The sequence below is a fragment of the Oscillatoria sp. CS-180 genome, from assembly GCF_028330965.1.
Lineage (GTDB): Bacteria > Cyanobacteriota > Cyanobacteriia > Phormidesmidales > Phormidesmidaceae > Halomicronema.
Window position 1 is genome coordinate 1 of record NZ_JAQMUB010000045.1, and the last position, 22,925, is coordinate 22,925.

The window sequence follows — 22,925 nt, forward strand, 5'->3', positions numbered from 1 at the left end:
ATCCTGCTCATCCCCAGCGACGACACAAGCGGCTGCGCCTCTATCTCGTTGGCACCGAAGCCGATACTCAAAGCGCGATCGACCTGTTTCACGTGCGGAACTGCATCGAGCGCATCGAGTGGAGTCCCAAGATTGACGTGCCCGAAAACGGCGTGCTGATCCGCCAAGACCCCGGCGATGTGTTGCGGTACTTGCAGCGCGACAGACTGTTCGAGTAGCCAGAATTTAGTCCCCCGGCTTTTATCAGAAGGTGCACCATGAGCTTGAGCCTTGATGAGAAACCGGGGGACTGGGAGGAAAAGGGGGAGGCGATCAATCCGGTAACCAGGAGCGACTCCACTGTACTGCCAGAAGCATAAACCCCTGCACCCACTCGTCCAGTCCAATGGCGCAGGCTTTGTGACGTTTATCGTTGAGAGCCCAGCCTAGTTTATAAGCTCAATCCCAACTGATATCAGGCTGCCGCTCCTCGTAGGGGATGAATTGCCAAAAGATCAAGGTGAAGCGGCGAATCCATTGCACGCAGGTTTGCTCTGTGCAGTAGGAATAATGCTTGTAGGAGATCTCCAGGAAAGAAGTTATCCCTGGTAGGGTGTCATTAGCGCCGTGTAATGCACCACAGCCAGGTATTTTTATTCTCAGAAATCTCAAGCGAACCGCATCCCGAACCCAGTCGAGTAGTTTCTCAGGACGAGGTTCTGCTTGCCTGGATAGATCGTCTGAAAAGAGATGATGAATAAACTCTGAACAGGTTCAACCTGGAATCGGAGGGATGATTATACTGAATCATTCCACCTATTTACCTGTATGGGGATCTTAGGTGGAAGCTTTCCCTCTACAAAATAGTTATGCCGAAAACTCATCAGGCTAAACCACGAGAGCCGGAATTATGCAGAAAGTTTCATCCTAAATGCCTTAGTTTGGGATCTTAAACCGAAAGTTTCAGTCCAAATAATAGTTATGCCGCTTCAAGTCTCGGTTGGGATGTAGCAGGAAGTTATCTGTCAGAGTTCGTAAATATCACTGGGTTTATTGGGAGATATAATCTATGGCAGCATCGAGTCCATTTGGTAGTCAGGATATTACACTAGAGAAGAACAAAGTTATTACTGTTACTAAGAGAACGGTAAGATTTTCAAGGAACGTCTACCAAACTCATAATATTGCTGGATTTGGTGAAGGAGAAGTTGATATCGGAACAATTTCTTGGGGGCTTATTATAGTTGCCTTTATTTTTGGGCTGATTCTCAATTCATTTAATATTGAGGTTGGTTGGCTACTGGTGTTGGCAGGAATTGCAGGAGGGGTTTGGAACTTTTTTAAACCCAAGCATTATGGCTTTCTGCTTACCCTGAATTCTGGTGACAAGAAATTGTTTGTTACAACCGATCAGGCGGGACTCAAGCAGGTAATTTCGGTAGTTTATGAGTTTATTGAAACTGAGAAAGACGCAACTTATCAGATTTCAATTAACAATAGCCAGGTCAAAGGTAACTTCATACAAGGTAATGCTAAAGATGTCTTATTCAATTCAGATGATGATTCGCAAAGCACCAAGTTTTGAAAACGTACTAATCACCAATCAATCCGACATATGGAACATAAATCTGTGAATATCAGTGGCAGTAGTTTTGCAGGAAACATAATTCAAGGCGATTCACATGGCAATGTACAGACTCGAATTGGTCAAGATTTAGACATGAGTAACACTGGAGACACATATACCGTTGGTCAAGCTGGGGCTGTAGGTAAATATGCTCGTTCAGACAACAACACATTTATTCAATCTGAGCAAAAGCAGACTCTTGCCAATGCAGCAGTGGAGATTCAGCGTCTTCTCAAGCAATTGGAACAAACCAATCCGACTGCTACTGAAACTGAAAAGATGGCTTATGTGAACGATGAAACCACCCCCAATTTTAAGCGTCGTGTGGTTGGTGCCTTGCAAGCAGGTGGTGAAGCTGCAATTGAGGAGTTTTTGGACAATCCGTATGTCAATGTTGGTAAAGCTGTTGTCAAAGGCTGGATAAAGTCGGAGTAATTGAGTGCGGCACGGCATAACAACCCTGGTGCAGCGGATGCTATCAAGGTCTTAGTGGTGACGCAAAGGTTTTTGGCCGCCGCTGACCAGGAACGTTATACACACTGATGACTCGACAATCAATTTTGCTTGTCACACAAGCGATGAGGAGCCAGACATGAAGACCACGCATGAACACGATGAACGAATCGCTAACATGACATTTGCTTCAGTCTATCCGCTTTATGTTGCGAAGGTTGAGAAGAAGGGTCGAACCATTGACGAGCTTCATCAGGTAATTTCATGGCTTACGGGATTCAGCGAGACCAAACTGCAAGCTCTGATTGAAAATGACGCCACGATTCGGCAATTCTTTGCTGAAGCAACGATTAACCCAAATGCCAGTCTGATTACGGGTGTCATCTGCGGGTATCGAGTAGAAGAGATAGAAACACCCTTGACCCAACAGGCCCGATACTTGGACAAATTGGTGGATGAGCTTGCAAAGGGACGCAAGATGGAGAAGATCTTGCGGACTTCCTAGTTCGGAAACTGTGGATAACATTTTCGGACGGACAATCACCTATCACGGCCCGGTAATTGATGGGCAGAGTGAAAATGCTGCACCAGGCAATTTTGGGGTCGCTAGAGGGCTGGATTAGCATTGTGTTGGAGCCCCACGGCGGTGTCCTCCCCGTTTGAGTGCCCCTACACAAGTCGCAGTCGCCTGAACCAGCATCACATAGGAACTGCGTTGAGTTCCCCAGAATGAGCTCAGCCTAAATCTTTTCAACCAATATTGGCATTTGGGTCAATGTATCCCTGAGATTCTTTCAAATGGGCCTGGACGATCGCCTGAAAGTCTTGTCGCCTAACTTCAGTGCCTTGCTTTAGGTTGCCGGGAGTATCGAAAAAGATAACGCTATCCAAGCTTTTCAGCGCCAGCATTTGAAATAGAATGCGCGTCACTGGTGTTGGAATTGCCATAATCTGGGGATCCCTAGAGGTGAGGGGATCTGAGGCCGCATCTTTCAGGGTTGGAAAACCATATAGAACATTTTTACGAGTATTGGGTTGCTTGCGGTTACCCAGCGTTGTCATCACCCAATTCTGATTGAGTGTTTGCAAAACATAGTATTGAGCATGCTTAAGACCGCTGGCAAATGTGAGTAGCACCGGCGCGATCGCTTCCACAGTGGGGCCAGTGACTCCATCATCTGGAGCGTCTTGAATCAGGGTTTGAATTTGTTGTTGCAGATCATCCATAGTGTCTTCAACATTAATGCAGATTGGCTCAATCGAGATGCCTCTTCGAGAAAGCATTCCGAAGCTTTTACATCAATGCCTATAATGACACTTTTCTGAAAACGGGGTGTCCTCAGCTGCTTCTAAGATAGTGGGGCAATGGCACGTCATGGGTGATTAACGAATTTTTTGTGTGAGCAAGTGAGTGGACTTATGTTGCGTCTTCGGCCAATATCAACCGTTCTGAGCCTGGGGATAGTCGTGGTCACAGGCACAGCCATTACAAAACCTTTATTTGCCCAGCGTCCTTTAGAAGTCACTTTGGAGCCTATAGCGCTGACAGACTCAGAAATTGGCGGTGAGGCTTATGTTCCTGAGGGCGTCGTTTCAACCCAGCGGCCTATCGACGGCTCATTGAGAGCAGTGGTCCATACCGATGATCGCACGCCGGTTCTCAGCCAAAAATATCCTTGGTCGGCTATTGGCCGAATTGACTGGGTTGCCTCTGACGGCTCCGAGGTACTGGGATCCTGTACGGGGTCGCTGATTGGCCCTAATCTCGTGCTAACCAATGCCCATTGCTTGATTGATCCAGAAACTGACCAACCAACGACGCACACCATCACATTCCGCCCCAATGTCATTCAGGGAGAAGCGCCCGCGATCGCCGAAGTCGTCGCCTATGACTACGGTGCCAGTCCCTACACAGACAATACTGCTGAAGACTGGGCGTTACTCAGTCTTGACCAACCTTTAGGCAATATCTACGGCTATCTGGGCTGGCGGACAACCGATTTCACCGATTCAACAACCCTGACGGAGATGGACGGACAAATCAGCGTAGTCGGCTATTCTGCCGATTTTCCGACCCCCATGCTCAGCAGTTTTGGGGCTCCGGGGGAAACAGCAGGTCTCAGCGCCAGCTGTAGCGTCTTAGTTGAGTTGTTGGAAGGAGAGTTTTCAGGGAGTCTCATCCACACTTGCGACACCAATCCAGGCGCCTCCGGTGCACCCATGTTTGCCCTCTTTGAAGATGGTGAATACTACATTCTGGGACTCCACACCGGCAGCGTTTCTCTTCTGGAAAATGTCACCCTACCCACGGGCGAAGAGACCGATGTGCTCAACCGAGGCATTCCAGTATCGCGCTGGGCTGCCAGAGCAGCGGCACTTCGGTAGTTTCGGTAATGTTAGGACTTAGGAAGCTGAGGAGGAGATTTGGTAGAACTCGTAGAAGCAGAACTCGCAGAATAGGAGGTTGTTCTGTGAAACGTGTAAACAACGTCTCCGTAGTTAGTGGGCTCAAAGTTCGCAAAGAAATCTTTGGCGCGGGCATCCAAGAAGGTACGGGCCTGAGGACCGCTAATTTGAGCAGTCATGGCAAAGTCCAAGGCACTGATCCGTCCCTGGTGCATTTCTAGATGGTCATAGAAACAGATATAAAGTCGCTTCTGAAAATCAAGATGCCGCTGCCAACAAAACCAGAGACCCCATACTACAGCCCCTCCCACTAACCATGGCAATAGCAACTTGAGAAGAAAAATAAACAGGACAGCTGCAACAACAGCACCGAATCCGAGCCATAGGCGAGTGCTCAGGTCGTTTAGTCTAGGAGGCTGTGAATTAAATCGCCGCATGAGTTGACTAGCACAAAGGTATCAACCACACCATCTTGAGCTTAAAGTACCCAGCTCACCTTAGCCAAGCGATCGCTGATCAAAGGTTACACATTCGCGGCCTGGCGTTCCAGCCAACCGCGCATCTTGCCTGGATTCAGTAGTCCGTACGGATCAACCTGAGCTTTGAAGGCAACTTGTACCGTATCGATTTCTTTGCGCCCGCCATCTTCCAAAATATAAGTGTGGGGATTAGCAATAAAAGCGCCCTTTTCCTCATGGTAGCGAATAATCGCTTGCAGCCGCTCTGGGGTTGAAAAACGGACAAGCTGTAAAGCGGCTGGAATGACAGCGCCACCCACGCGGAAATACTCTAGGTGCATCATCACCTCATCCCCAAAATGCTCATACATGTGCTGCACTAGCTTCAGCTGGGGGTCATAGGGAAACAGCGTCTGTAAATAGGTTAGTGAGGGATCGACATTGCGGGCATGCAGCGTGGTGTGGTTCCAAGTGAATTCCGCTAAGAGCGTCTTCTTTCCAGTTTCTTCAGCTGATTTGTGATAAGTGATGGTTCCCCCCAATTCACTCACCAAAGCTTCGAATAGCTCCATAGATGGCTCAGCTACCATTAGCAGAGCGGCATGACAGCCCTCCGGCAGGTAGGATTTCAGTCCCATAAAGTAGCTGGGGATAGGGGCAGCGTGGACGCTGATGAGTTTTTTAATCAAACCATCGGCTTCTCCCAAAGCCTGACCGAACCGTGCAGCGGTCATGAAATCATCAAAAGTAACGATAACTTCAGCCCAGGGATAGGCCGGACCTAAGGGAATTTCGAGTTCGGTGATAATGCCATTGGTGCCATAGGCGTGGTTGACTTGTTGAACATCATCGCCGCGCAGTTCGATAATGCGGGGTTCATCTTCTAATGTGACAACTCGGACGGCGGTAAGGTTGCCGCGATCGCGCAGCTGTCCATAAGTAATCGATCCAATGCCCCCACTGCCCCCGCCAATAAAGCCACCAATCGTCGCTGTGCGATAGGTCGAGGGATACATGCGAATTTCCCAACCCTGAGGACGAGTCACCTTGTCAATCGCTGCCAGCTTGGCCCCTGCCTGAACGCAGGCCGTCCCCGGACGAACCCACTTCACCGCGTTTAGCCGACTCAGATCAAGAATGATGCCTCCGGCTAGGGGAATGCACTGCCCATAATTGCCTGTGCCTGCACCTCTAACCGTGAGGGGCACTTTCGCCGCGACACATGCTCTTGCAACCGTCAGGACTTCAGCTTCAGACGTGGGTCTCACCACCAAGTCAGCAGTCTTGTCGGCTAGCTGGGCTTGCAAAATAGGGCTGAAGTAGTAGTAATCTTTGGAGAGCTTTTCGACTTGAGCGCGATCGCGCACTACGTCGATATCGCCCAACACGGTCACAAAGGTATCCCAGTCAATGTTCGGAGCAGCCGTCATAGTCATGTCGTTTCAGAATGGTGAGTAGCAGACTTCAAAAGTGCTGTCTTGTGAAAGGATCTGTCGTAGTGTTGCACACTTCCAATCGCAGTGCTCAAAGGAGCGCCCTTACGGGATGGTTAACAGTCAAGTCGGTTCAGAAGCGTCTAGTTTTCAGGATTCACTGACCGACATACCAGGCCAGTCCCGCAGGGGCGTCTGTGTGGTTACTCGGTGCATCCCGGCATCCGCAAAGCGCTGGTAAGCTTCATTGGCAGCATCTGTAAAATCGACAACATCAGGGACGACAACAGGAGAGGTGCAGTCCTCTAGAAGATAGACCTTCTCGGCAAGTTTAGAGTCACGCAAGGTAATCTCAGCCAGCAGATCATCAACCGACCAGGCAACGCAGTGACTTTTTGCCTGCCCGGCCACAATCACCGCATCATAGGACAGTAACTTGTCGGTGAACGCCTGGTTTTTCTGGGCGATCGCACTCCCTTGGCTATCCTCCAATACTTCTGGACTGAGGACAGAATAATTTTCAGTCAGTGGGTTGCTCCCTTTGATTTCATACTGCGTTGGGTTGTTCCGAGCGATGGAGTGAACAAAGCAAGCTTCTTCAATCGCTGATACCAAGGCATGGCCAATGCCGCCCAACATCGAATGATAAGGCCAAATCGTAAGGGGATATTTACTGTCTTGAGTCAAACGCCGGGTGTAATGCAGAGCAAACTGTTGAATATCGTCAGCAGCCATATAAGGAGCCATTTCTGGATTGACTCGCCATTTGCCTTCGACGACATCTTCATAGCCAATCATCGTCATTGGAGCAGGGGCCTTGCCATTGGCATCAATCCAGAAGAGGGGATGAAAGATTTGGGCCGCCGTATGGGTGTCCATCGTTGGTGCGATCGCGGTAATCACACCTAAATTTTCGTAAATGAATCGACAAAGTCGCTGATTATCCTCAACAGCTCCCATGCCAGAGCGTCCACCCACAAACAACTCAAATTCCGGCAGACAAAAGGTATTTTGAACATCAATTAATAAAAGACAGATTCGAAAATCGTCTTGACTAGCTGCTCTAATCCCCTGTTGCTCAGCCCAAACATGGGCTTCTGTAGCTCGCTCTTGATAAGGTACGCGATAAACTTGGTCAACTTTCTGCTCATCAAGGAACGCAGGGATTGGCGTTTGAATTGGAGTCGTCATCGGTCAGTGGTTAATTAAATGGCTCTAACAGTAGCGATCGCAAAATGTCTCAGTAACCTGTCGCAGCGGGTCATCTAGGCGTACCAGAACCTGCTGACGAATATCCTCAGGCACTTTTTCATAAAACGCATGGGCAATGCCCCCTGTGATACAGGTCAGCGTATCCGAGTCTCCGCCTAGGGAAACCGCATTACGAATGGCATCTTCGAAATCGGTAGAGTCTAGAAACGCGATGATCGCTTCAGGTACTGTTCCCTGACAGGACTCATTGAACGCATAATCTGGGCGAATCTCGTCTACAGTGCGGTCCAAATCATAGCCAAAGGTCTCAGTCAACCTGACTCGGAGCGTGTCTTTGCTGTTGCCTGTCCGGGCCCAAAAAATTGCGGCAGCTGTCGCCTGCGCCCCTTTGACACCTTCTGGATGATTATGGGTTACTACTGCCGTTTTTGCAGCCTCATCTAAAACACTGTCCAAGGTGTTTAGAGCGAAACCTACTGGACTGACTCGCATGGCGGAACCATTACCCCAACTGTTGTAAGGCTTCAAGCTTGGCGAAGCAGCCCACTGGTGAAAACGTGCTCCATAGCTGCCCGCAGGATTAGGGTATCGCCAGTAGTAATCCTTAAAGGCTTGAGCATAATTGCCGTCGTTCATCAATACATCAGCAACGGCAACAGACAAAATGGTGTCATCGGTAAACGTCGTGTCCTTAATAAAAAGGGGAAAGTCTTTAGTGCGGCGATTGTTGAACTCATAGACAGAGCCGATCATGTCGCCTGCGATCGCGCCCAGCATAATCACCTAGCTCCTGAAGGGTCTGTTTTCTCTATTTTGCAGACGGATCTTCAGGATGGGTACCATTCAGCGGCAATTCTATACAGCGTTTTATGGAATTGTGTCCGGCTCCATCAAACGACAGCGCAAATTACGTCTTTTGGCTTCCTACCTCCGGACAGTGTTACTTTATTCTGGGAATACTACACTTGTATTACAAAAATCATTAAACTATGGAGTAGTTTGATGACGAACTGCTGATTACAGGAGGTGTCCACACCCATGCCCACTATTTCCCGTACATCCACAACTGATATGGAAGTTACCAGTATCCGTTTGGAAAAGGATCTGAAGGATAGCTTGAAGGCCATTGCTGGCAGCCGTGGTTATCAAGCTTTAATCCGGGAAATACTTTGGGCTTACGTGGAACAACAGTCTGGCAGCAGTAGCGGAACGGTCAGCAGCCAAGAAATTCGCGCTACGATTCCCGCAACGGCAGAACGAGCAGAGCGATGCATGATTACAGGGCAGGCGATCGCTCCGGGCGAGACCATGCTGCTCGGCCTCACCCCCCAAGGCGCTCTCGTCCCCCTCAGCACAGACGCCGCCGAGCAACTCCCTTGACGCTCAGGAATTGAGCATTTCAAGACTGACGCAATTCAATTTGGACTCGATTTAAATATAAGGAAGTCGGACTCAACATTCCTCAGAATTAGGGGGTACAAGGGAGGCATACGTAAATCCCATGTACCCCCTAGTCAAGCCTGCTTTGGGCTAAAAGCGGGCAAACAAAAAGGGCTGACCCGCTACGGGCCAGCCCAAAGAATCTGGGAACGCAATTGGACCTACTGAAGTACCAACTTGACGTTAGCGTTCTGCAAGCCAGGACGCTTGACTTCAGCCAAGGTCTTATTAACTGCGTACTTCTGGTTGATAGAGTTGATCAACTCAGTCTGGTTGTGCTTCTTAGCAACACCCCAGAGGTCAGCGATTAGGTCGAAGCTGCCATCAGCATTGCGAGACCAGCCTAGATCGTATTCGCCTTCGAGAACAGCAACTAGGTCCGCACGAACGCGCTGACCGTTGTAACCACGGACATCAGCTTCGGTCTTAACCGAGATGCCTAGGTCACACAAAGACTGCTTAAGAATTGCAGCATCGGTCACTTTCGTACGTAAGGTGCTGAAATGAGACATGGTGTTTCCTCCTGAAGAGAACTTGAGAGAGACAACGAGGTTTAAGAGAGAGAAGACGGACAGGGATGGATCCCTTATCAACCTTCGGTGTGAACTGCTAGCGAAATTGCTAGCCCTTTTCCCTGAGTGGTTCAGAGAAAAAGCCTTTAGAACTCCATTCGCTGATATTCAGCGACGGAGGCTGCTGCAGGACGTGCCCGCTGACGTGCCCAATCGCGCAGGGCCGTCACCTGTTCGTTCATCGTCTTGGACAGGGGCATAGTTGATCGTATTGCAGCAATAATGTCGAGTTGGGTAAACTCTCGGTCCTGAGCAAAGGCTTCATACATTGCTGAGATGATGCCTTGCTCAATTTCTGCACCAGAGAACCCATCGCAAACTTTAACAAGCTGATCTAGGTCAAAGCGTTCAATATCACGACGACGCTTCTGAAGATGGATCTGGAAAATCGCCTTGCGTTCTTCCTCATTAGGCAGATCAACGAAGAATATTTCGTCAAAACGGCCTTTTCTAAGAAATTCACCTGGCAAACGCTCTACTCGGTTTGCCGTAGCCATTACGAACACTGGAGACGTCTTCTCCTGCATCCAGGTGAGAAACGTACCAAAGATACGGCTGGAAGTTCCACCATCAGAGTCAGACGACCCTGAACTTCCGGCAAAAGCTTTATCAATTTCGTCAATGAAAAGAATGGCAGGAGAGATAGACTCGGCTGTGCGAAGAGCATTCCGCAAGTTTGCTTCGGAGCGACCAACCGTAGAGCCATCGTAAACTCGACCAAGGTCTAATCTTAGGAGTGGTAAACCCCACAAGCGAGACGTTGTTTTAGCAATGAGTGACTTGCCGCATCCAGGAACCCCCAGAATCAACATCCCTTTGGGTTGAGGCAGTCCGTACTCTCTAGCCCTTTCAGTGAAAGCGTTAGAGCGTTGGGTTAGCCAGTGCTTCAACTCTTCAAGACCGCCTACAGAGTCGATGGTTTCATCGACTTCCATAAACTCAAGGATGCCATTACGGCGAATGAGCTGCTTTTTCTCAGTGAGAACAATATCAACTTCGCTTTCGGTCAGTTTGCCAGCAGTGACTCTTGCCTTACGGTAAACCTTCTCAGCTTCGTCTCGTGTTAGGCCCAAAGCCGCTTTCAGAAGCTTCTCACGAGTGTCCGTTGTGATGCGATTACTACGAGCAACATCCAATTCGCCGCTAAGAACCTGGTTCAGCTCACCCATCGTTGGAGGCGGAAAGTCCAGAACAACCACCTCTTTCTCCAGCTCCACAGGAATCTCCTGAATAGGTGACATCAGGATGATTGCTTTTTGAGCGTCTTTGAATCCCGCGATCGCATCTCTCAAACACCGTGTTACTGCTGGGGAGTCTTTGAAGGGATGCAGATCCTTGAAGACATAAATTCCTGGCTCCCGCTGCCGAATCACCCACTCGATTGCAGCTTCCGGAGAAACTGTACTGTTATGCTGAGTCACATTTTTAGGCTGGCCGTACTCAACAATGCCGTGAGTCATCGTCCAGGTGTAAAGCCGTCTTTGAGGTTTGAGACGCTGAGCAACACTCGATATCGCCTGTTCAGCACGCTCCTCCTCGAAGGTCACCAGATAAACCAGGGGATACTGCGCCTGTATGAGTATGTTGAGATCCTCTCGCATAAATACCACTCCTGGCATAACATCTGCCTCAAATTGAGGCGCTCTGCGATCACAAAAACAATTATGAGAATGCTAATCAGCTAATTGCGGACTAGCAGTGGACCAACTGTCCCTCTTCGGGACGAGATCCTTCAGAAACAACCTCTTGCATATCAACACAAAGCTCATCCGAGGAGGCAGAGGATGAAGCAACTTCCTTAACGGACACAAGCTCACCATCTCTCATCACAACGGCTTCAGAGCAACTGGGGCAGCTATACGTTCTATACGTACTCCCGTGAGTCGAATAGTCCTCAACCACCTCGGAATGAGACAAATAAAACTGGAGGGCACGCTCAGCTAGTGCAGACATTGGCTCGCCTTCAACGGCAGAGCGAATCTTCAGCTGTCGGTGCAAATCCTGAGGGAAGTAGAGAGTGACTTTCGTAACCTTTTGCTGGTCTTCCATGTTGCGTTCTACGTTGTTTGACCCGGGTTATGGATGACAAGTTAACGGCTCTCTTCCCAAACTGTCAAGCTGTCAAGCTGTCATGACGGCATTTTCTTTACATTGCGTAACAATGGTGATGGTAAGAGCGAGCTAAAGTGCCTAACAAATTCAGGAATGATTCCTGCTTTTGTCAGTATCAGGAGTTTTCTTGTTCTGGGGTATTATTCTGCAAACAAACGTAATCTCATGATTAAGTTTTGATAGTCATTCCAATGTCATACCAGCTCTTTGTAAGAGCATTTAGGTAGGAGGATGCATCTAAAAAGTTTGGATAGTCAACCCAGTGATAGTGATGTCAGCGAATGGGTTGATTTTCAGTCGATAGAATGTAAGTCCTCGTCAGGGTCCATGGTTCTCCAGATTTTGGTGTGAATGTTCTTGATCTAGGCGGGGTTTAACCCTCAATCTAAGACATTGCTGTTTCTGGCTATCTATCTGGGAATCTTGCTTTTTGTGTGTTCAGCTCCCCAAAAACATATTGATTTAGTCTCCAGGATGATTGCAGATTCTTCTCTTTCGAAATGTCAATCGGCTTCTTACTCTGAAGAGGTTTCAAGTTTGCTCGATCAAGGCCACTATGAGGCAGCGCTTGATTGCCTCAGCCAAGCGCCTCAGTCAGCTCACAATTCAGATAATCTAGTGAATCAAGCCGTTTGCTTGATTCATTTGAGTCGGAGTGAAGAGGCGCTGCAAGTTTGCGATCGCGCTCTCACCTTTACCCCCAATCATGCTCAGGCATGGTTATTCAAAGGCGTTGCCTTTCACCGTTTGGGGCGTCATAAAGATGCTTATGCCTGCTATAGCAAGGCATTAGAGCGCGCGCGTTTAGAGGATTGTCCTCCCAAGCCTGAACGTTTGGATGGTCCGCCCCCAACAATTAATGCCGGCTCTGACCGATTTCAGTTTTTGAGGTCGTTGGTTAAGCACGTCAGAAACAATAGATTGCTGCGTTCATGGGTACAGTAGTACTCAAAGATGGTATGTTAGCTGCATGAATATCAGTCGTAGTGAAGCGTTGAGATACGTTGCTTAGCGTGAGGTAGCGACTATCAATGCTTTAATTGTTTCGGCTTGAAATTGCCCAAAATGTTTTGCGCAAATCAGCTTAGAAAAATACTTGCCATAGATATTTCATGACACTAGCCGCATCTACTCAATTTCCATCTTTAGAATCGGCTCTTAAACACTTTTTCGGCTACGACCAGTTTCGGCTGGAACAACGGGCCATTATTGAGGGATTTTTGCGCCGCCGAGATAGCCTGGTGGTTATGCCGACCGGGGGAGGTAAATCGCTCTGCTATCAACTGCCATCTTTACTAAAGTTAGGCGTCATGGTCGTCGTGTCTCCTCTGATTGCGCTGATGCAAGATCAGGTAGACGCTTTGCGAAACAATGGCATTGCCGCCACTTTTTTGAACAGCAGTTTGAATTTAGCGGAACTGCGATCGCGGGAACAGAGCCTTTTAAAGGGGGAGACAAGATTACTCTACATAGCCCCAGAGCGATTATTAAGTGAAGGGTTCTGGCCGTTCTTAACGCAGCTCCAGCTACGCATCGGCATTTCAGGATTCGCGATCGACGAAGCGCATTGCGTTTCCGAATGGGGACATGATTTTCGACCTGAATATCGTCAGCTGCATCGTCTTAGAAGTACGTTCCCCAATGTGCCGATGATGGCGCTGACGGCAACCGCAACGGCTCGTGTGCGCCAAGACATTTGTCAGCAGCTACAGCTCACCGACCCCGATACGTTTGTTGCTAGCTTCAATCGTCAAAACCTTTATTACGAAGTCTTACCCAAAGACCGAAATGCTTACGCTCATCTCCTCGGGCAAATCAAGGACGCCTCAGGAGCCACTATTGTTTACTGCATTAGCCGAAAACGGGTTGAAGAACTAGCAGGCCGATTACAGCTGGATGGCATTGCGGCGCTACCCTACCATGCTGGACTATCTGATGAGACACGAACAACCAATCAGAACCGCTTCATTCGAGACGATGTGCAAGTCATTGTCGCAACGATCGCCTTTGGTATGGGCATCAATAAACCTGACGTGCGCTTAGTGGCCCACTACGATTTGCCACGCACTTTAGAAAGCTACTATCAGGAATCAGGGCGAGCTGGCCGTGATGGAGAACCTGCCCGCTGCATCGTTTACTTTAGCTATGGCGACGTATCTCTCATCAACTTCATCATCGACCAAAAACAACAGGAGCAAGAGCAAAACATTGCCCGTCAGCAGCTGCGTCAAGTCTTGGACTATGCAGAAAGCACGGTCTGTCGGCGGCAAATCCAGCTCAGTTATTTTGGTGAAACCTTTCCTGGTCAGTGCGATCGCTGCGATAACTGTTGTCATCCCAAACCGTTAGAAGATTGGACTATTGAAGCCCAAAAGTTTCTGTCCTGTGTGGCTCGCTGTCGAGAACGATTTGGCATGGTTCACATCATTGACGTCTTGCGAGGCTCTCAGAAAAAGCGTATCCGCGAACTCAGACATGATCAGTTATCGACATACGGCATTGGCAAAGAGCGCAGTACCGAGGCTTGGAAGCTCTTAGGTCGTTCTCTGCTGCACCAAGGACTTGTGGATGAGACGACGGATGGCTTTCCCGTCCTGAAGCTGAATGCAGCGAGCTGGCAGGTCCTTCGCAAGCAGCTTTCGGTTCAGGTTGCAGTCCCCGATGAGTTGAACAAGCCTGGAACTGAGGGAGCCATGGGTTCAGCTGTCGAAACGGGCCTCTTGGCCAAGCTGAGGACACTTCGCAAGCGGCTGGCCGATCATCAAGGTGTGCCCCCTTACATTGTCTTCACCGAAAGCACTTTGCGACAGATGGCCCAAAATATGCCGCGATCGCTCTCCCGCTTTGGTCGAATTTCCGGTGTGGGTAGCCGCAAACTGGAGCAATATGGTCAGGCTTTTGTCCATGAGATTAATGCCTTCTGCGAAGAAAACGATATTGAAGGCAATACATCTAGTTTTGGCACTCAGCGAAGTTCGTCGGACTCATCGTCTCCGACCATCAACACCACACGGGCTATGACCCTCAAACTTTATCAGGAAGGGCACTCTGTCGATGAGATTGCTGATCTTCGGAACCTGCGGCGAACCACTATCGTAGGCCATATTGCAGCGTTAATTGAAGCAGGAGCAGCCATCAACTTGGATGATTTAGTGCCCTTTGAAAAACAAGGCCCCATCCGGGAGGCGCTAGAAGCCACGGACGGCGGATGGCTCAGCGGTGCTTACAATCGTCTAGGCGAAGCCTATTCCTACGACGACATTCGGCTCGTTCGAGGGCTGCTTCGACGGGAGCGATCGCAGCACACTGAGACGCTTCAAGAAAAAGGACAAAAGACAGAAGGGTAAATTCATCTCGTCCTATCTTCATCTCTCCCCTTAGGAATGAATTTTAAGTTCTCACTTTTGAGTTTTGAATGATTGAGTCATCGGCGAATCCAAAGCTCAAAGTTGATACTTAAATAAGTTCCCGTTCCTTAATGACATTGGCCTAGTTGAACCAAAGGGCAAAAGAGACAAACTGTCCGTTAAAGGCGTCAAATAGCCTCCACCAAAAGTCAGGATCGGTGATGTTTCCGGTTTCCAAGTAGGGATCCGCAGCCGTGCCTTGAAACCAAAGTACGATGTCGAATGTTTGCGGCTCCACCAGCACGCGCCGCAGATTTACGCCGACGGGTTCGCTGCCGCGCCAGAACGGTAGCAAGAGGTCACCAGCCAAGATGGAATCAGCCTCATCCAAAAAGGCGATCCACTGATCGACCATTTCTTGAGTCACCTCTACGCCGGGGATGACACCCGTCTGATTGGGGTTAGGAATCCACTCATGGTCATCGTCAGTTTCCTGTAGATAAAAATCCCAGGTTTGACGACTGAGGTCAATCACTTGTAGCAGATGATCGCGGGCAGATTCCGTGCGCTGACTGTCGATGACAGGAAAATTGATGAGGTGAATGAGCGCGATCGCGTCTAGGAAGCTATCGAACTGCACCTCTTGAGCATTGGGATTTACTAAAAACTCATAGGGCAGCTCAGGATTTACAAAAAATAGGTGAGCAACCCGTTCAAACAACCTCGAATCGTCATGCGCCAGATAAAAATCGAGAACGGCTGTCATCAGATGACAGTAGCCTCTTAACCACCGCACATCCCCTGCGTCTAAATTAATCAAGAAATCAGCAGCCTGCTCCTCTGTAATCTCGGTCTGCCTAGTTATACCGCTATAAATTCGCCAGAGCGATTCATCAGGAGATTTTTCACCGTCTGTGTCAAAGTCGAAGTAGGCACGTCCTAGATAGATGCCTAACTGAGCCGTATCGTTAGTTATTGCCGATAAGGTTTCCTCAGCTAGCGAAACATCTTCGATAAACTGCTCTAGAATTTGTCGGAATTGCTGATTACTTAGGGGAGTAGGATCAAGATTCTGTGGGATTGGGATTCGTAGAAAGGGGAGAAATTGGTTGAGACCGCTTTGCGATCGTAGGCCATATTCGTACCAGGACTGCCCCAGATTTTCAACCGCATTCGTGAACTGTAAAAAGCCTGTGGCAAAGCGCAAATCATCATTTTGAGAATCAACAGCTAATTCAATCGCTAGGGCAATGGCTCCCTCTTCTACACGGGCATCAGCCAGATAAGCATTCACTCGCTCCGCAGGAGTCTCATTAGGAGGGGTCGCGACCTCTGGTAGCTGAGCCTGACTCGGTAGAAACCATGCACTGAGTCCTACCAGCGCAAACGTTATCGAAAGAAGACCAACATTTCTAAGCAGTCCTTTAAAGGGCATCCGGTGACTCCTATCAAATTTGAAAGAGAGTAGTCAGCGAAAGCACGGCTAATTCCCGTTTAAGTTGGCAAAATAAACGCCAAACGACGGTAATTCGAGTTTATTGTGATACGTGCGATCGCTGAATACCTCATACCCTGTGATATGACGATTGGGAAAGGCAGATAGGTCCTCATAAACCGTTTCAGGGCTGATATTGAAAATACAGAGCAGCTTTTGTTCGTCACATTCGCGGATAAAGCCAACCAGTCGCTCATCTGACAGGGTCAGCAAATGGAGCTTCCCATCTTGCAAAGCAGGCTGCTGCTTGCGCCAGCGAATTAGCTGTCGATAGTGATGTAAAAGCGAAGTCTCATCCGCCTCTTGAAGATCTACCGATAGCGATCGATGATCCTCAGGGATGGGCAGCCAAGGCTCAGGTGCCGTCGTAAAGCCCACCTGGGTGGCGCTGGATATCCACGGCATCGGTGTCCGGGAACCATCGCGACCCAGAACGTGAGGATAGCCCTGAATACCAAACGGATCCTGCATCTTTTCGTAAGGCACATCGGCCTGAGTCAGCCCAAGTTCTTCGCCCTGATAGATACAGCAATTTCCTCGCAGGGTAATAATTAGCGCAATGAACATTCGATCAAAAGCGCTTTGTAGAAAAACGTTATCGGGCTGGTATTTGCTCCAGCGACTTTTCAAGCGAGGAAAATCGTGGGTTCCAGCTGTCCAGCAAATGATACCGGCTTGAAACAGCTCTTCTACCTGATGAATCAGTTGATTCAAGCGCTGCGCCGTCAATGGCTCGTCAGTCATCAAGGACGAATTGTAGGCGGTATGCAAACGGTTCGCTCCGTTGACGTATTCACTAGACGCTGCAAGGGTATCTTCCGCGCTGCTGATCTCCGCTAGGGTGGTTGCGCCATAGCTATCTGTCAGTTGGCGAATCATCGGTAAAAATGACAGCGTTTCGGGCCGGCAGAGATTATAGAGGTTGACCTGATTGAAAAAAGGGTCTTGAGGAGACGCACCTGCCGGACGCGGTTTGTCACCAGATCGCAAAGGATTGTCGCGAAGTTGGCGATCGTGGGCGAAGAAGTTGACTACATCTAGCCGGAAACCATCCACGCCCAGGTCTAACCAAAAGCGGGCAGTGTTTAAGATGGCTTCGACAACAGCAGGGTTATACCAATTCAGGTCAGGCTGTTCTGTTAGAAAGTTATGTAGGTAATATTGCTGACGACGCGGTTCCCATGTCCAAGCGCTACCGCCAAAGGTGGAGAGCCAGTTGTTGGGTGGAGAGCCATCCGGTTGAGGATCGGCCCAGACATACCAATCTGACCTTAGATTATTGCGACTCTCGCGGCTTTCTAAAAACCAAGGATGCTCATTTGAGGTATGGTTCCAAACCTGATCGATCAGGACTTTGAGGTGATAATCGTGAGCTGCCGAGAGGACAGCTTTGAAATCATCAAGTGTTCCAAAAATAGGATCGACTGCTCGATAATCAGCAATGTCGTATCCAAAATCCTTCATCGGAGATTTGAAAAAGGGCGAAATCCAAACAGCATCGACCCCTAAGTCGGCAACGTAGCGTAGTTTCTGCAAAATGCCAGGCAGATCACCGATACCATCGTTGTTACTATCAGCAAAACTGCGGGGATAAATCTGGTAGATGACGGCACTACGCCACCAAGTTTTCGGCGTGGGCATAAACAATAAGGATAGCGATCGCGTCAGCAATACTAGGACAAAATTATGCCCTAAGCATATCGCCACACGCCGAAAATAACCTGATGGGTAGTCGGCTACAGCGATATTTCTTCTTTAACAAAAGCAGATTCAGACTCCGATACATCTTCATCAGCCAAGGTATCTTTAGCCGAACTACTGTTAGCAGGCTGCGATTGTGGCTGTAGATTTCCGAAATAATAGCCATAGCCCCGTAACCGCAACATATTGCCATTGCGTTTAGCCAAGAGACCTGCCCCCACTGCGTCTACACCAGGCAGCATGCTCTCATCTAGGTTGAAGTAGGCCGTTTCAGGACTCAGATTAAACAAACACAGAAGACGCTGCTGCTGAGTTTCGCGAATGAAACCAAAAATGGAATCTTCTATATCCAAAATGCGACAGCTACCCTGCATCAAAGCAGGCTGATTCTTGCGCCAGTGCAGCAATCGTCGCCAAGTGTTTAATAGCGAACCTGGATCTTCAGTCTGAACATCAACGGCACGACTGCGGTGGGATTCAGGAACGGGCAACCATGTGTCTTCCCGGCTAGAGAACCCCACTCCGGGAGCGGCAGACTGCCAAGGCATTGGCGTGCGCGAACCATCACGACCCGGCACATCGGGATACAGCGCCTTGCCGAAAGGATCCTGGATCTGATCAACAGGAATATCCTCAGGAATGCGGGCTTCGCTTAAGCCTAATTCATCTCCCTGATAGAGACAGAGAGCACCGGGCATCGCAACCAGCATGGCAGCAGCTTGGTGATAAAACGTTTCAGGATAGGGATTGCCGTCTTGATCATGACCTGCCCAGCGCGATCGCAGCCGACCATAATCGTGATTGCCGACCATCCAGCAGTTACCGCCATTAGCAAAGTACCTCTGGACCCTGGTCAGGGTATCCTTCATCAGCTTGGCACTAATAGGCTGATCAACCAGCAAAGCACTGTTATAGGCCAGGTGAGCATAGTGAGTACCCTTGACATATTCGCTAGAAAGGATGATGGAATCTTCGCAAAGTGTCACCTCGGCAAGTGTGACTGTCCCAGGATATCGATCAACCAGCTTGCGAATCGGTCTGAGTGCTTCAATCGACTCTGGGCGACAGAAACTGTTTTGAAAGATCTGCTTCGCCATTGGATTTTTGGGATCAATGCCATCGGGCCATGGCGAACCCTCTGGACGCATGGGTTCATCCCGTAACTCTGGATCGTGAAGAAAGAAGTTGGGGGCATCGATTCGGAAACCATCGACTCCCTGATCTAGCCAAAACTCAGCCCGCTCTAAAATTGCGTCCAAAACATCAGGGTTTTCCCAGTTCAACTTAGGCTGGCTTTTCAAGAAATGGAATAGGTAATACTGTTCCCGTTGGGGTTCCCAAGCCCAAGCAGTATCACCATTAAACGCAGACAACCAATTATTGGGAGGTGAACCGTCAGCTTTAGGATCTGCCCAAACATACCAGTCAGCTTTGTCGTTATCGCGGCTGCTGCGGCTTTCAAGAAACCAGAAGTGGCGATCGCTGGTGTGACCCCAAACCTGATCGACAACGAGCTTGAGTCCCCGTGCATGGGTTAACTTGACTAGCTTGTCAAAAACATTGAGGTCACCAATCACCGGATCAATGTCCAGCATATCGGTAATGTCATACCCCAAATCGTCCATAGGCGACTCATAAATGGGAGTCAGCCAAATAGCATCAACGCCCAATGCTGCAATGTAATCGAGCTTATCAATGATGCCATCCAAGTTGCCTCGGCCATCGCCATCAGTGTCTAAAAAGCTCCAGGGTACGATTTGATAAATAACGGCGTTTTGCCACCATTCGACGGTCTGCATATCAACTTATCCAAAATAAAGGTTGTCCAAATACAAAAAGCAATAGCTATTCACAGTGAAGAACATTCGACTGCAATGAAAAGCTAATAAGTTTTTATTTCAAATGAACAAAAACAAAGTGAGAAGGCGTCAAAAAGCCCCGCTTCCTCACGCTGAATCCCTTCAAGATTCAGAGGTTAAATTGAAGTTCTCAAGAAAAATTTCGTTGAATACTTGAAAGAATGTTCTTACATAGTGACTTAAATATTGAAAAATTAACTCTTTCTAAAGGGAGACTAAAAGACTTATTTCAAGGAAATCTCAACACTAATTTACATAAAAAAGGGATAGCGAATTAGGCTATCCCTTAACTTTGATGAGATTGAATTAGCTAGAAAAACTTCGCTTAGAACACCAGAACCCGGAGGACTTATACAGAATCTGCACCGGCAAAGTCAGTATTGTTCATCTAGTGCTAGCCATAGCAGCCTAGTGGCTTATTCGTGTTAGTCCTCCCTTAGAGCGCATCATCAATTAATTCTAGAAGTCTTGTTGCACAAGCCTTGCTGCACCCGTTCTCGATTCATTAGCTAAAAGCTGTAACCTGCTCCAACAAAACATTTAGGCGCCAAATGATGACAGTCCCTAGCATCAGTTTTCAAGCTGAACAATGGTTACAAACACGCTGCATTCTCTCTAAAGGTCAGACCCCCGCCGGGAGTTCGTATCGGAAAATTGCTGCTGCCTTCGAGCTGTCAGGCATAGACTCTTCGTCTAAGATGTAAACCTTGCCCCCTTGCATAGCCGTTTGAACAGCTGCAATGTCTAACAGATCATGGTCTTCGGATTGAGGTTCATCATGGGTTTCAACATCACCGGCAAAGGTATCCGCTTTTCCCCAAGCATGAGCATTGGCAGCCACGAATAAGGTATCTACTTGGCCTCGACAAGCAGCCGCAATCACTTCGGACAAGCGATCGCTCGCTTGTCTGGTTCCCTGCATTTCCTCATATTGACCCAGTGCATCCTCATAGGATTGTTCTACCAGCTTAGCGACTTTGGGCCACGCCGCTTCTCGGAGTTCATCAGGCTTAGCCGCATCGGGATTGCCATAAACGCCCTCTTCAATAATGTTGGAATAGCTACTCACTTCGCGATAGATAGGCTGCAAAAATTCAACAGATGCGATCACTAACGGTGCATCTTCAGTATTCAGGTAACTGTGCAAACCCTTATCTACTTGATTTAGAAAGCGTCGAATTTCAGTCTTATCGTCTGTGGTCCCTACCCCTTGTCCATGATAAGTAGGCTGTTCGCCACTACCCGATCCGCTGTGATACTGTAGCTGCTCTTCAGGATCATCATATTTCAAAGCTTCTGCCATACTCTCCGGCGTGTCGTTGAGTGGCAGCTCGCTAATTTGATGCTGAGTGGCTTGAAAAAAGCGGACTTGATTCTGACTCAGTGCCAAAAGATAGAAGTAACGATTGTTGAAAAACAGTGGCAGCAGAGGCTTCAAGTAGAATCGATTTGAGACTTGAACCGAAGATTCAAATTCCAACGGAAGACGATACATTTCAGTGCTATCAGGGGACAGAAACAGAGCTAGCCCTTTGTTTTGATGACGCCAGAAGCGATCGTCCTCTAACAGTGCAAATGCGTCGTGAAGTGTTTTGTCAACATCACGCTGATCCATGCCTCGACTAAGAAGCTTGTCTTCTGCTAGCTTGAGTAAATTTTTTAACCGAATAGGATCTTGTTGAATCTCAGAACCTGCAACGTGGGTCGGTAAATAAATAGATACTGAGGAGTCGCTCGCAGACTGACTCAATGATTGAAAATCTGACCAAGATAGAAATTTCATAGTCCTCTTTTTTACTGTCCGCTATTCAAAGGCAGAATAGCGAAAGGGAAAAGCAGGTTGCTTCTGCCAGGTGGATTGTTTGTTTACATCGTTAGATAGAGACGCTATCCAGAAGAAACTTGTAGGCTGTCACTCATGTCTTTTTTGAGGGTTACAGTTATGAAACCTACCCGTTGGCTTGTTCTAGCCTTTCTGGGTCTCTCTCTGTTTGGTGTTGCCTGTGGTACGGCAGAGCCAGAGGCAGTTGACGAGACTGAGCCCATTGAGGAAGTAGAGGGTGAAGAACTCGATGAAGATCTTGAAGAGGATATGGAAGAGGCTGATGAATAGAGCGGTTCTGCGATCGCGCTTATTCGACTAGACATCAATTCTGTTCCTTCAGAATTTAGCTCCATTCAACTATTGGTTAAGTAACTTGCAAGCCTCGGTTGATGTTTCCTGTCACCGGGCTTTTTTATTGAAAACCTCCTTTAGGCGTTGTCACTTTCGGATAGGAACGTTTAGGGTTTCAAAAGACAGCTTTCGTGTTTGTCGCTTTAGCCCTCTAGGCTTGTGCACTCCTGCATCCGAGTGCTTAGCATGTCGCCGGATGGCCTGCCGCTTTGTCCTAACGGAACTGGCGACGGCTTATCTAGTGCTCGTCCATTAGAGATCTATTCGAATTTACACCCTCCCCAACGTTTGTGAGCTAGAGAGTATGGCTTTTCACACCATCCCGTCTTCTAAGTCCGAAGCATTCAGTCAGTATGAGGGATTTCAATCGATCTCTTTGGTTGCTCAAACTCAGACCCATTCATCCCAAACAGGCCGTTCCGATAGTCCTATCACGCTTCAAGCCCGTGATGGGATAGCGTTTGCAACCGTGTTTCTGGTATCTCTAAGCGTTAGCTTTTTGCTCTGCCGGAGAGTCCAGAGGATAAGACGGCGGATCAGACAGGCCAGGATCTCCAACCGCAACAAAGGGATCCAAACAATGATGGAAAGTAATTCAGGCTTGCGCTGCATTAGCTGTCAGTATTTTTCAGGCAATGCCTTTCTCTCCTGCGCT

The 22,925-nt window shown here is 48.5% G+C and carries 21 protein-coding genes; 9 read left to right on the plus strand and 12 right to left on the minus strand.

Features of this window, described 5'->3' with window-relative positions:
* The 4 genes from PN498_RS11110 to PN498_RS11125 all read left to right on the plus strand — a co-directional run.
* A partial coding sequence (locus tag PN498_RS11110; RefSeq protein ID WP_272062830.1) for a hypothetical protein occupies nucleotides 1–218 on the plus strand: 218 nt, incomplete at its 5' end.
* Between the two features lie 830 nt (nucleotides 219–1,048).
* On the plus strand, nucleotides 1,049–1,564 hold the full coding sequence (locus PN498_RS11115) for a DUF6232 family protein (RefSeq protein ID WP_272062831.1): 516 nt from the start codon (nucleotides 1,049–1,051) through the stop codon (nucleotides 1,562–1,564).
* 30 nt (nucleotides 1,565–1,594) lie between these two features.
* Nucleotides 1,595–2,041, plus strand: a complete 447-nt coding sequence (locus PN498_RS11120; RefSeq protein WP_272062832.1) for a hypothetical protein — start codon at nucleotides 1,595–1,597, stop codon at nucleotides 2,039–2,041.
* Nucleotides 2,042–2,198: 157 nt separating this feature from the next.
* Nucleotides 2,199–2,564: a DUF2200 domain-containing protein gene (locus PN498_RS11125; RefSeq protein ID WP_272062833.1), complete on the plus strand. Its 366-nt coding sequence runs from the start codon at nucleotides 2,199–2,201 to the stop codon at nucleotides 2,562–2,564.
* Between the two features lie 245 nt (nucleotides 2,565–2,809).
* Here the strand turns inward: PN498_RS11125 and PN498_RS11130 are convergent, their stop codons facing one another.
* Nucleotides 2,810–3,343: a hypothetical protein gene (locus PN498_RS11130; RefSeq protein ID WP_272062834.1), complete on the minus strand. Its 534-nt coding sequence runs from the start codon at nucleotides 3,341–3,343 to the stop codon at nucleotides 2,810–2,812.
* A gap of 135 nt (nucleotides 3,344–3,478) precedes the next feature.
* On the opposite strand from PN498_RS11130, the gene PN498_RS11135 reads away from it, so the two are divergent.
* Nucleotides 3,479–4,444 (plus strand): trypsin-like serine peptidase, encoded by a 966-nt coding sequence (locus tag PN498_RS11135; protein WP_272062835.1) that lies wholly within the window; start codon nucleotides 3,479–3,481, stop codon nucleotides 4,442–4,444.
* Nucleotides 4,445–4,455: 11 nt separating this feature from the next.
* Here the strand turns inward: PN498_RS11135 and PN498_RS11140 are convergent, their stop codons facing one another.
* The 4 genes from PN498_RS11140 to PN498_RS11155 form a co-directional block, all read right to left on the minus strand.
* A complete protein-coding gene (locus PN498_RS11140) occupies nucleotides 4,456–4,902 on the minus strand; it encodes a hypothetical protein (RefSeq protein ID WP_272062836.1) in 447 nt (148 codons plus the stop codon).
* A gap of 86 nt (nucleotides 4,903–4,988) precedes the next feature.
* Nucleotides 4,989–6,359 carry an FAD-binding oxidoreductase gene (locus PN498_RS11145; RefSeq protein ID WP_272062837.1) on the minus strand — a complete coding sequence of 457 codons (1,371 nt, stop codon included), beginning with the start codon at nucleotides 6,357–6,359 and terminating at the stop codon, nucleotides 4,989–4,991.
* Between the two features lie 147 nt (nucleotides 6,360–6,506).
* Complete coding sequence (locus PN498_RS11150; protein WP_272062838.1) at nucleotides 6,507–7,547, minus strand: isochorismatase; 1,041 nt, start codon at nucleotides 7,545–7,547, stop codon at nucleotides 6,507–6,509.
* A 24-nt stretch (nucleotides 7,548–7,571) separates the two neighbouring features.
* Entirely contained in the window at nucleotides 7,572–8,345 is a 774-nt protein-coding gene (locus PN498_RS11155) for an ADP-ribosylglycohydrolase family protein (RefSeq protein WP_272062978.1), read from the minus strand.
* Nucleotides 8,346–8,606: 261 nt separating this feature from the next.
* On the opposite strand from PN498_RS11155, the gene PN498_RS11160 reads away from it, so the two are divergent.
* Nucleotides 8,607–8,948 carry a hypothetical protein gene (locus PN498_RS11160; protein WP_272062839.1) on the plus strand — a complete coding sequence of 114 codons (342 nt, stop codon included), beginning with the start codon at nucleotides 8,607–8,609 and terminating at the stop codon, nucleotides 8,946–8,948.
* Between the two features lie 221 nt (nucleotides 8,949–9,169).
* On the opposite strand, the gene PN498_RS11165 is transcribed toward PN498_RS11160, so the two are convergent.
* The 3 genes from PN498_RS11165 to PN498_RS11175 all read right to left on the minus strand — a co-directional run bounded on the left by PN498_RS11165 (nucleotide 9,170) and on the right by PN498_RS11175 (nucleotide 11,629).
* On the minus strand, nucleotides 9,170–9,520 hold the full coding sequence (locus PN498_RS11165) for a DUF1257 domain-containing protein (RefSeq protein WP_272062840.1): 351 nt from the start codon (nucleotides 9,518–9,520) through the stop codon (nucleotides 9,170–9,172).
* A 146-nt stretch (nucleotides 9,521–9,666) separates the two neighbouring features.
* A complete protein-coding gene (gene ycf46, locus PN498_RS11170) occupies nucleotides 9,667–11,181 on the minus strand; it encodes a stress-responsive protein Ycf46 (protein ID WP_272062979.1) in 1,515 nt (504 codons plus the stop codon).
* A gap of 91 nt (nucleotides 11,182–11,272) precedes the next feature.
* On the minus strand, nucleotides 11,273–11,629 hold the full coding sequence (locus PN498_RS11175) for a hypothetical protein (RefSeq protein ID WP_272062841.1): 357 nt from the start codon (nucleotides 11,627–11,629) through the stop codon (nucleotides 11,273–11,275).
* Between the two features lie 600 nt (nucleotides 11,630–12,229).
* On the opposite strand from PN498_RS11175, the gene PN498_RS11180 reads away from it, so the two are divergent.
* On the plus strand, nucleotides 12,230–12,637 hold the full coding sequence (locus PN498_RS11180) for a tetratricopeptide repeat protein (RefSeq protein ID WP_272062842.1): 408 nt from the start codon (nucleotides 12,230–12,232) through the stop codon (nucleotides 12,635–12,637).
* 167 nt (nucleotides 12,638–12,804) lie between these two features.
* Nucleotides 12,805–15,039 carry a DNA helicase RecQ gene (gene recQ / locus PN498_RS11185; protein ID WP_272062843.1) on the plus strand — a complete coding sequence of 745 codons (2,235 nt, stop codon included), beginning with the start codon at nucleotides 12,805–12,807 and terminating at the stop codon, nucleotides 15,037–15,039.
* Nucleotides 15,040–15,181: 142 nt separating this feature from the next.
* Here the strand turns inward: recQ and PN498_RS11190 are convergent, their stop codons facing one another.
* The 4 genes from PN498_RS11190 to PN498_RS11205 all read right to left on the minus strand — a co-directional run bounded on the left by PN498_RS11190 (nucleotide 15,182) and on the right by PN498_RS11205 (nucleotide 21,877).
* The gene (locus PN498_RS11190) at nucleotides 15,182–16,474 is read right to left on the minus strand and encodes a hypothetical protein (protein WP_272062844.1); all 1,293 of its coding nucleotides are present in this window, start codon (nucleotides 16,472–16,474) and stop codon (nucleotides 15,182–15,184) included.
* Between the two features lie 48 nt (nucleotides 16,475–16,522).
* Nucleotides 16,523–18,175, minus strand: coding sequence for an alpha-glucosidase family protein (locus PN498_RS11195; protein ID WP_272062845.1), 1,653 nt, complete (start codon nucleotides 18,173–18,175; stop codon nucleotides 16,523–16,525).
* Nucleotides 18,176–18,270: 95 nt separating this feature from the next.
* A complete protein-coding gene (locus PN498_RS11200) occupies nucleotides 18,271–20,034 on the minus strand; it encodes an alpha-glucosidase (RefSeq protein WP_272062846.1) in 1,764 nt (587 codons plus the stop codon).
* A gap of 682 nt (nucleotides 20,035–20,716) precedes the next feature.
* Complete coding sequence (locus PN498_RS11205; protein ID WP_272062847.1) at nucleotides 20,717–21,877, minus strand: baeRF7 domain-containing protein; 1,161 nt, start codon at nucleotides 21,875–21,877, stop codon at nucleotides 20,717–20,719.
* Between the two features lie 159 nt (nucleotides 21,878–22,036).
* Between PN498_RS11205 and PN498_RS11210 the strand changes: the two genes are divergently transcribed.
* Nucleotides 22,037–22,207, plus strand: a complete 171-nt coding sequence (locus tag PN498_RS11210) for a hypothetical protein (protein WP_272062848.1) — start codon at nucleotides 22,037–22,039, stop codon at nucleotides 22,205–22,207.
* Nucleotides 22,208–22,925 lie beyond the last annotated feature (718 nt).

Excerpts from the sequence above, each read along its gene's own strand:
- PN498_RS11205 (WP_272062847.1), bottom strand. The coding sequence starts at position 21,877 with ATGAAATTTCTATCTTGGTCAGATTTTCAATCATTGAGTCAGTCTGCG.
- PN498_RS11175 (WP_272062841.1), bottom strand. The coding sequence starts at position 11,629 with ATGGAAGACCAGCAAAAGGTTACGAAAGTCACTCTCTACTTCCCTCAG.
- PN498_RS11200 (WP_272062846.1), bottom strand. The coding sequence starts at position 20,034 with ATGCAGACCGTCGAATGGTGGCAAAACGCCGTTATTTATCAAATCGTA.
- PN498_RS11190 (WP_272062844.1), bottom strand. The coding sequence starts at position 16,474 with ATGCCCTTTAAAGGACTGCTTAGAAATGTTGGTCTTCTTTCGATAACG.
- PN498_RS11140 (WP_272062836.1), bottom strand. The coding sequence starts at position 4,902 with ATGCGGCGATTTAATTCACAGCCTCCTAGACTAAACGACCTGAGCACT.
- PN498_RS11125 (WP_272062833.1), top strand. The coding sequence starts at position 2,199 with ATGAAGACCACGCATGAACACGATGAACGAATCGCTAACATGACATTT.
- PN498_RS11210 (WP_272062848.1), top strand. The coding sequence starts at position 22,037 with ATGAAACCTACCCGTTGGCTTGTTCTAGCCTTTCTGGGTCTCTCTCTG.
- PN498_RS11160 (WP_272062839.1), top strand. The coding sequence starts at position 8,607 with ATGCCCACTATTTCCCGTACATCCACAACTGATATGGAAGTTACCAGT.
- PN498_RS11120 (WP_272062832.1), top strand. The coding sequence starts at position 1,595 with ATGGAACATAAATCTGTGAATATCAGTGGCAGTAGTTTTGCAGGAAAC.
- ycf46 (WP_272062979.1), bottom strand. The coding sequence starts at position 11,181 with ATGCGAGAGGATCTCAACATACTCATACAGGCGCAGTATCCCCTGGTT.
- PN498_RS11165 (WP_272062840.1), bottom strand. The coding sequence starts at position 9,520 with ATGTCTCATTTCAGCACCTTACGTACGAAAGTGACCGATGCTGCAATT.
- PN498_RS11155 (WP_272062978.1), bottom strand. The coding sequence starts at position 8,345 with ATGCTGGGCGCGATCGCAGGCGACATGATCGGCTCTGTCTATGAGTTC.
- PN498_RS11195 (WP_272062845.1), bottom strand. The coding sequence starts at position 18,175 with ATGCCCACGCCGAAAACTTGGTGGCGTAGTGCCGTCATCTACCAGATT.
- PN498_RS11135 (WP_272062835.1), top strand. The coding sequence starts at position 3,479 with ATGTTGCGTCTTCGGCCAATATCAACCGTTCTGAGCCTGGGGATAGTC.
- PN498_RS11130 (WP_272062834.1), bottom strand. The coding sequence starts at position 3,343 with ATGCTTTCTCGAAGAGGCATCTCGATTGAGCCAATCTGCATTAATGTT.
- recQ (WP_272062843.1), top strand. The coding sequence starts at position 12,805 with ATGACACTAGCCGCATCTACTCAATTTCCATCTTTAGAATCGGCTCTT.
- PN498_RS11150 (WP_272062838.1), bottom strand. The coding sequence starts at position 7,547 with ATGACGACTCCAATTCAAACGCCAATCCCTGCGTTCCTTGATGAGCAG.
- PN498_RS11145 (WP_272062837.1), bottom strand. The coding sequence starts at position 6,359 with ATGACTATGACGGCTGCTCCGAACATTGACTGGGATACCTTTGTGACC.
- PN498_RS11115 (WP_272062831.1), top strand. The coding sequence starts at position 1,049 with ATGGCAGCATCGAGTCCATTTGGTAGTCAGGATATTACACTAGAGAAG.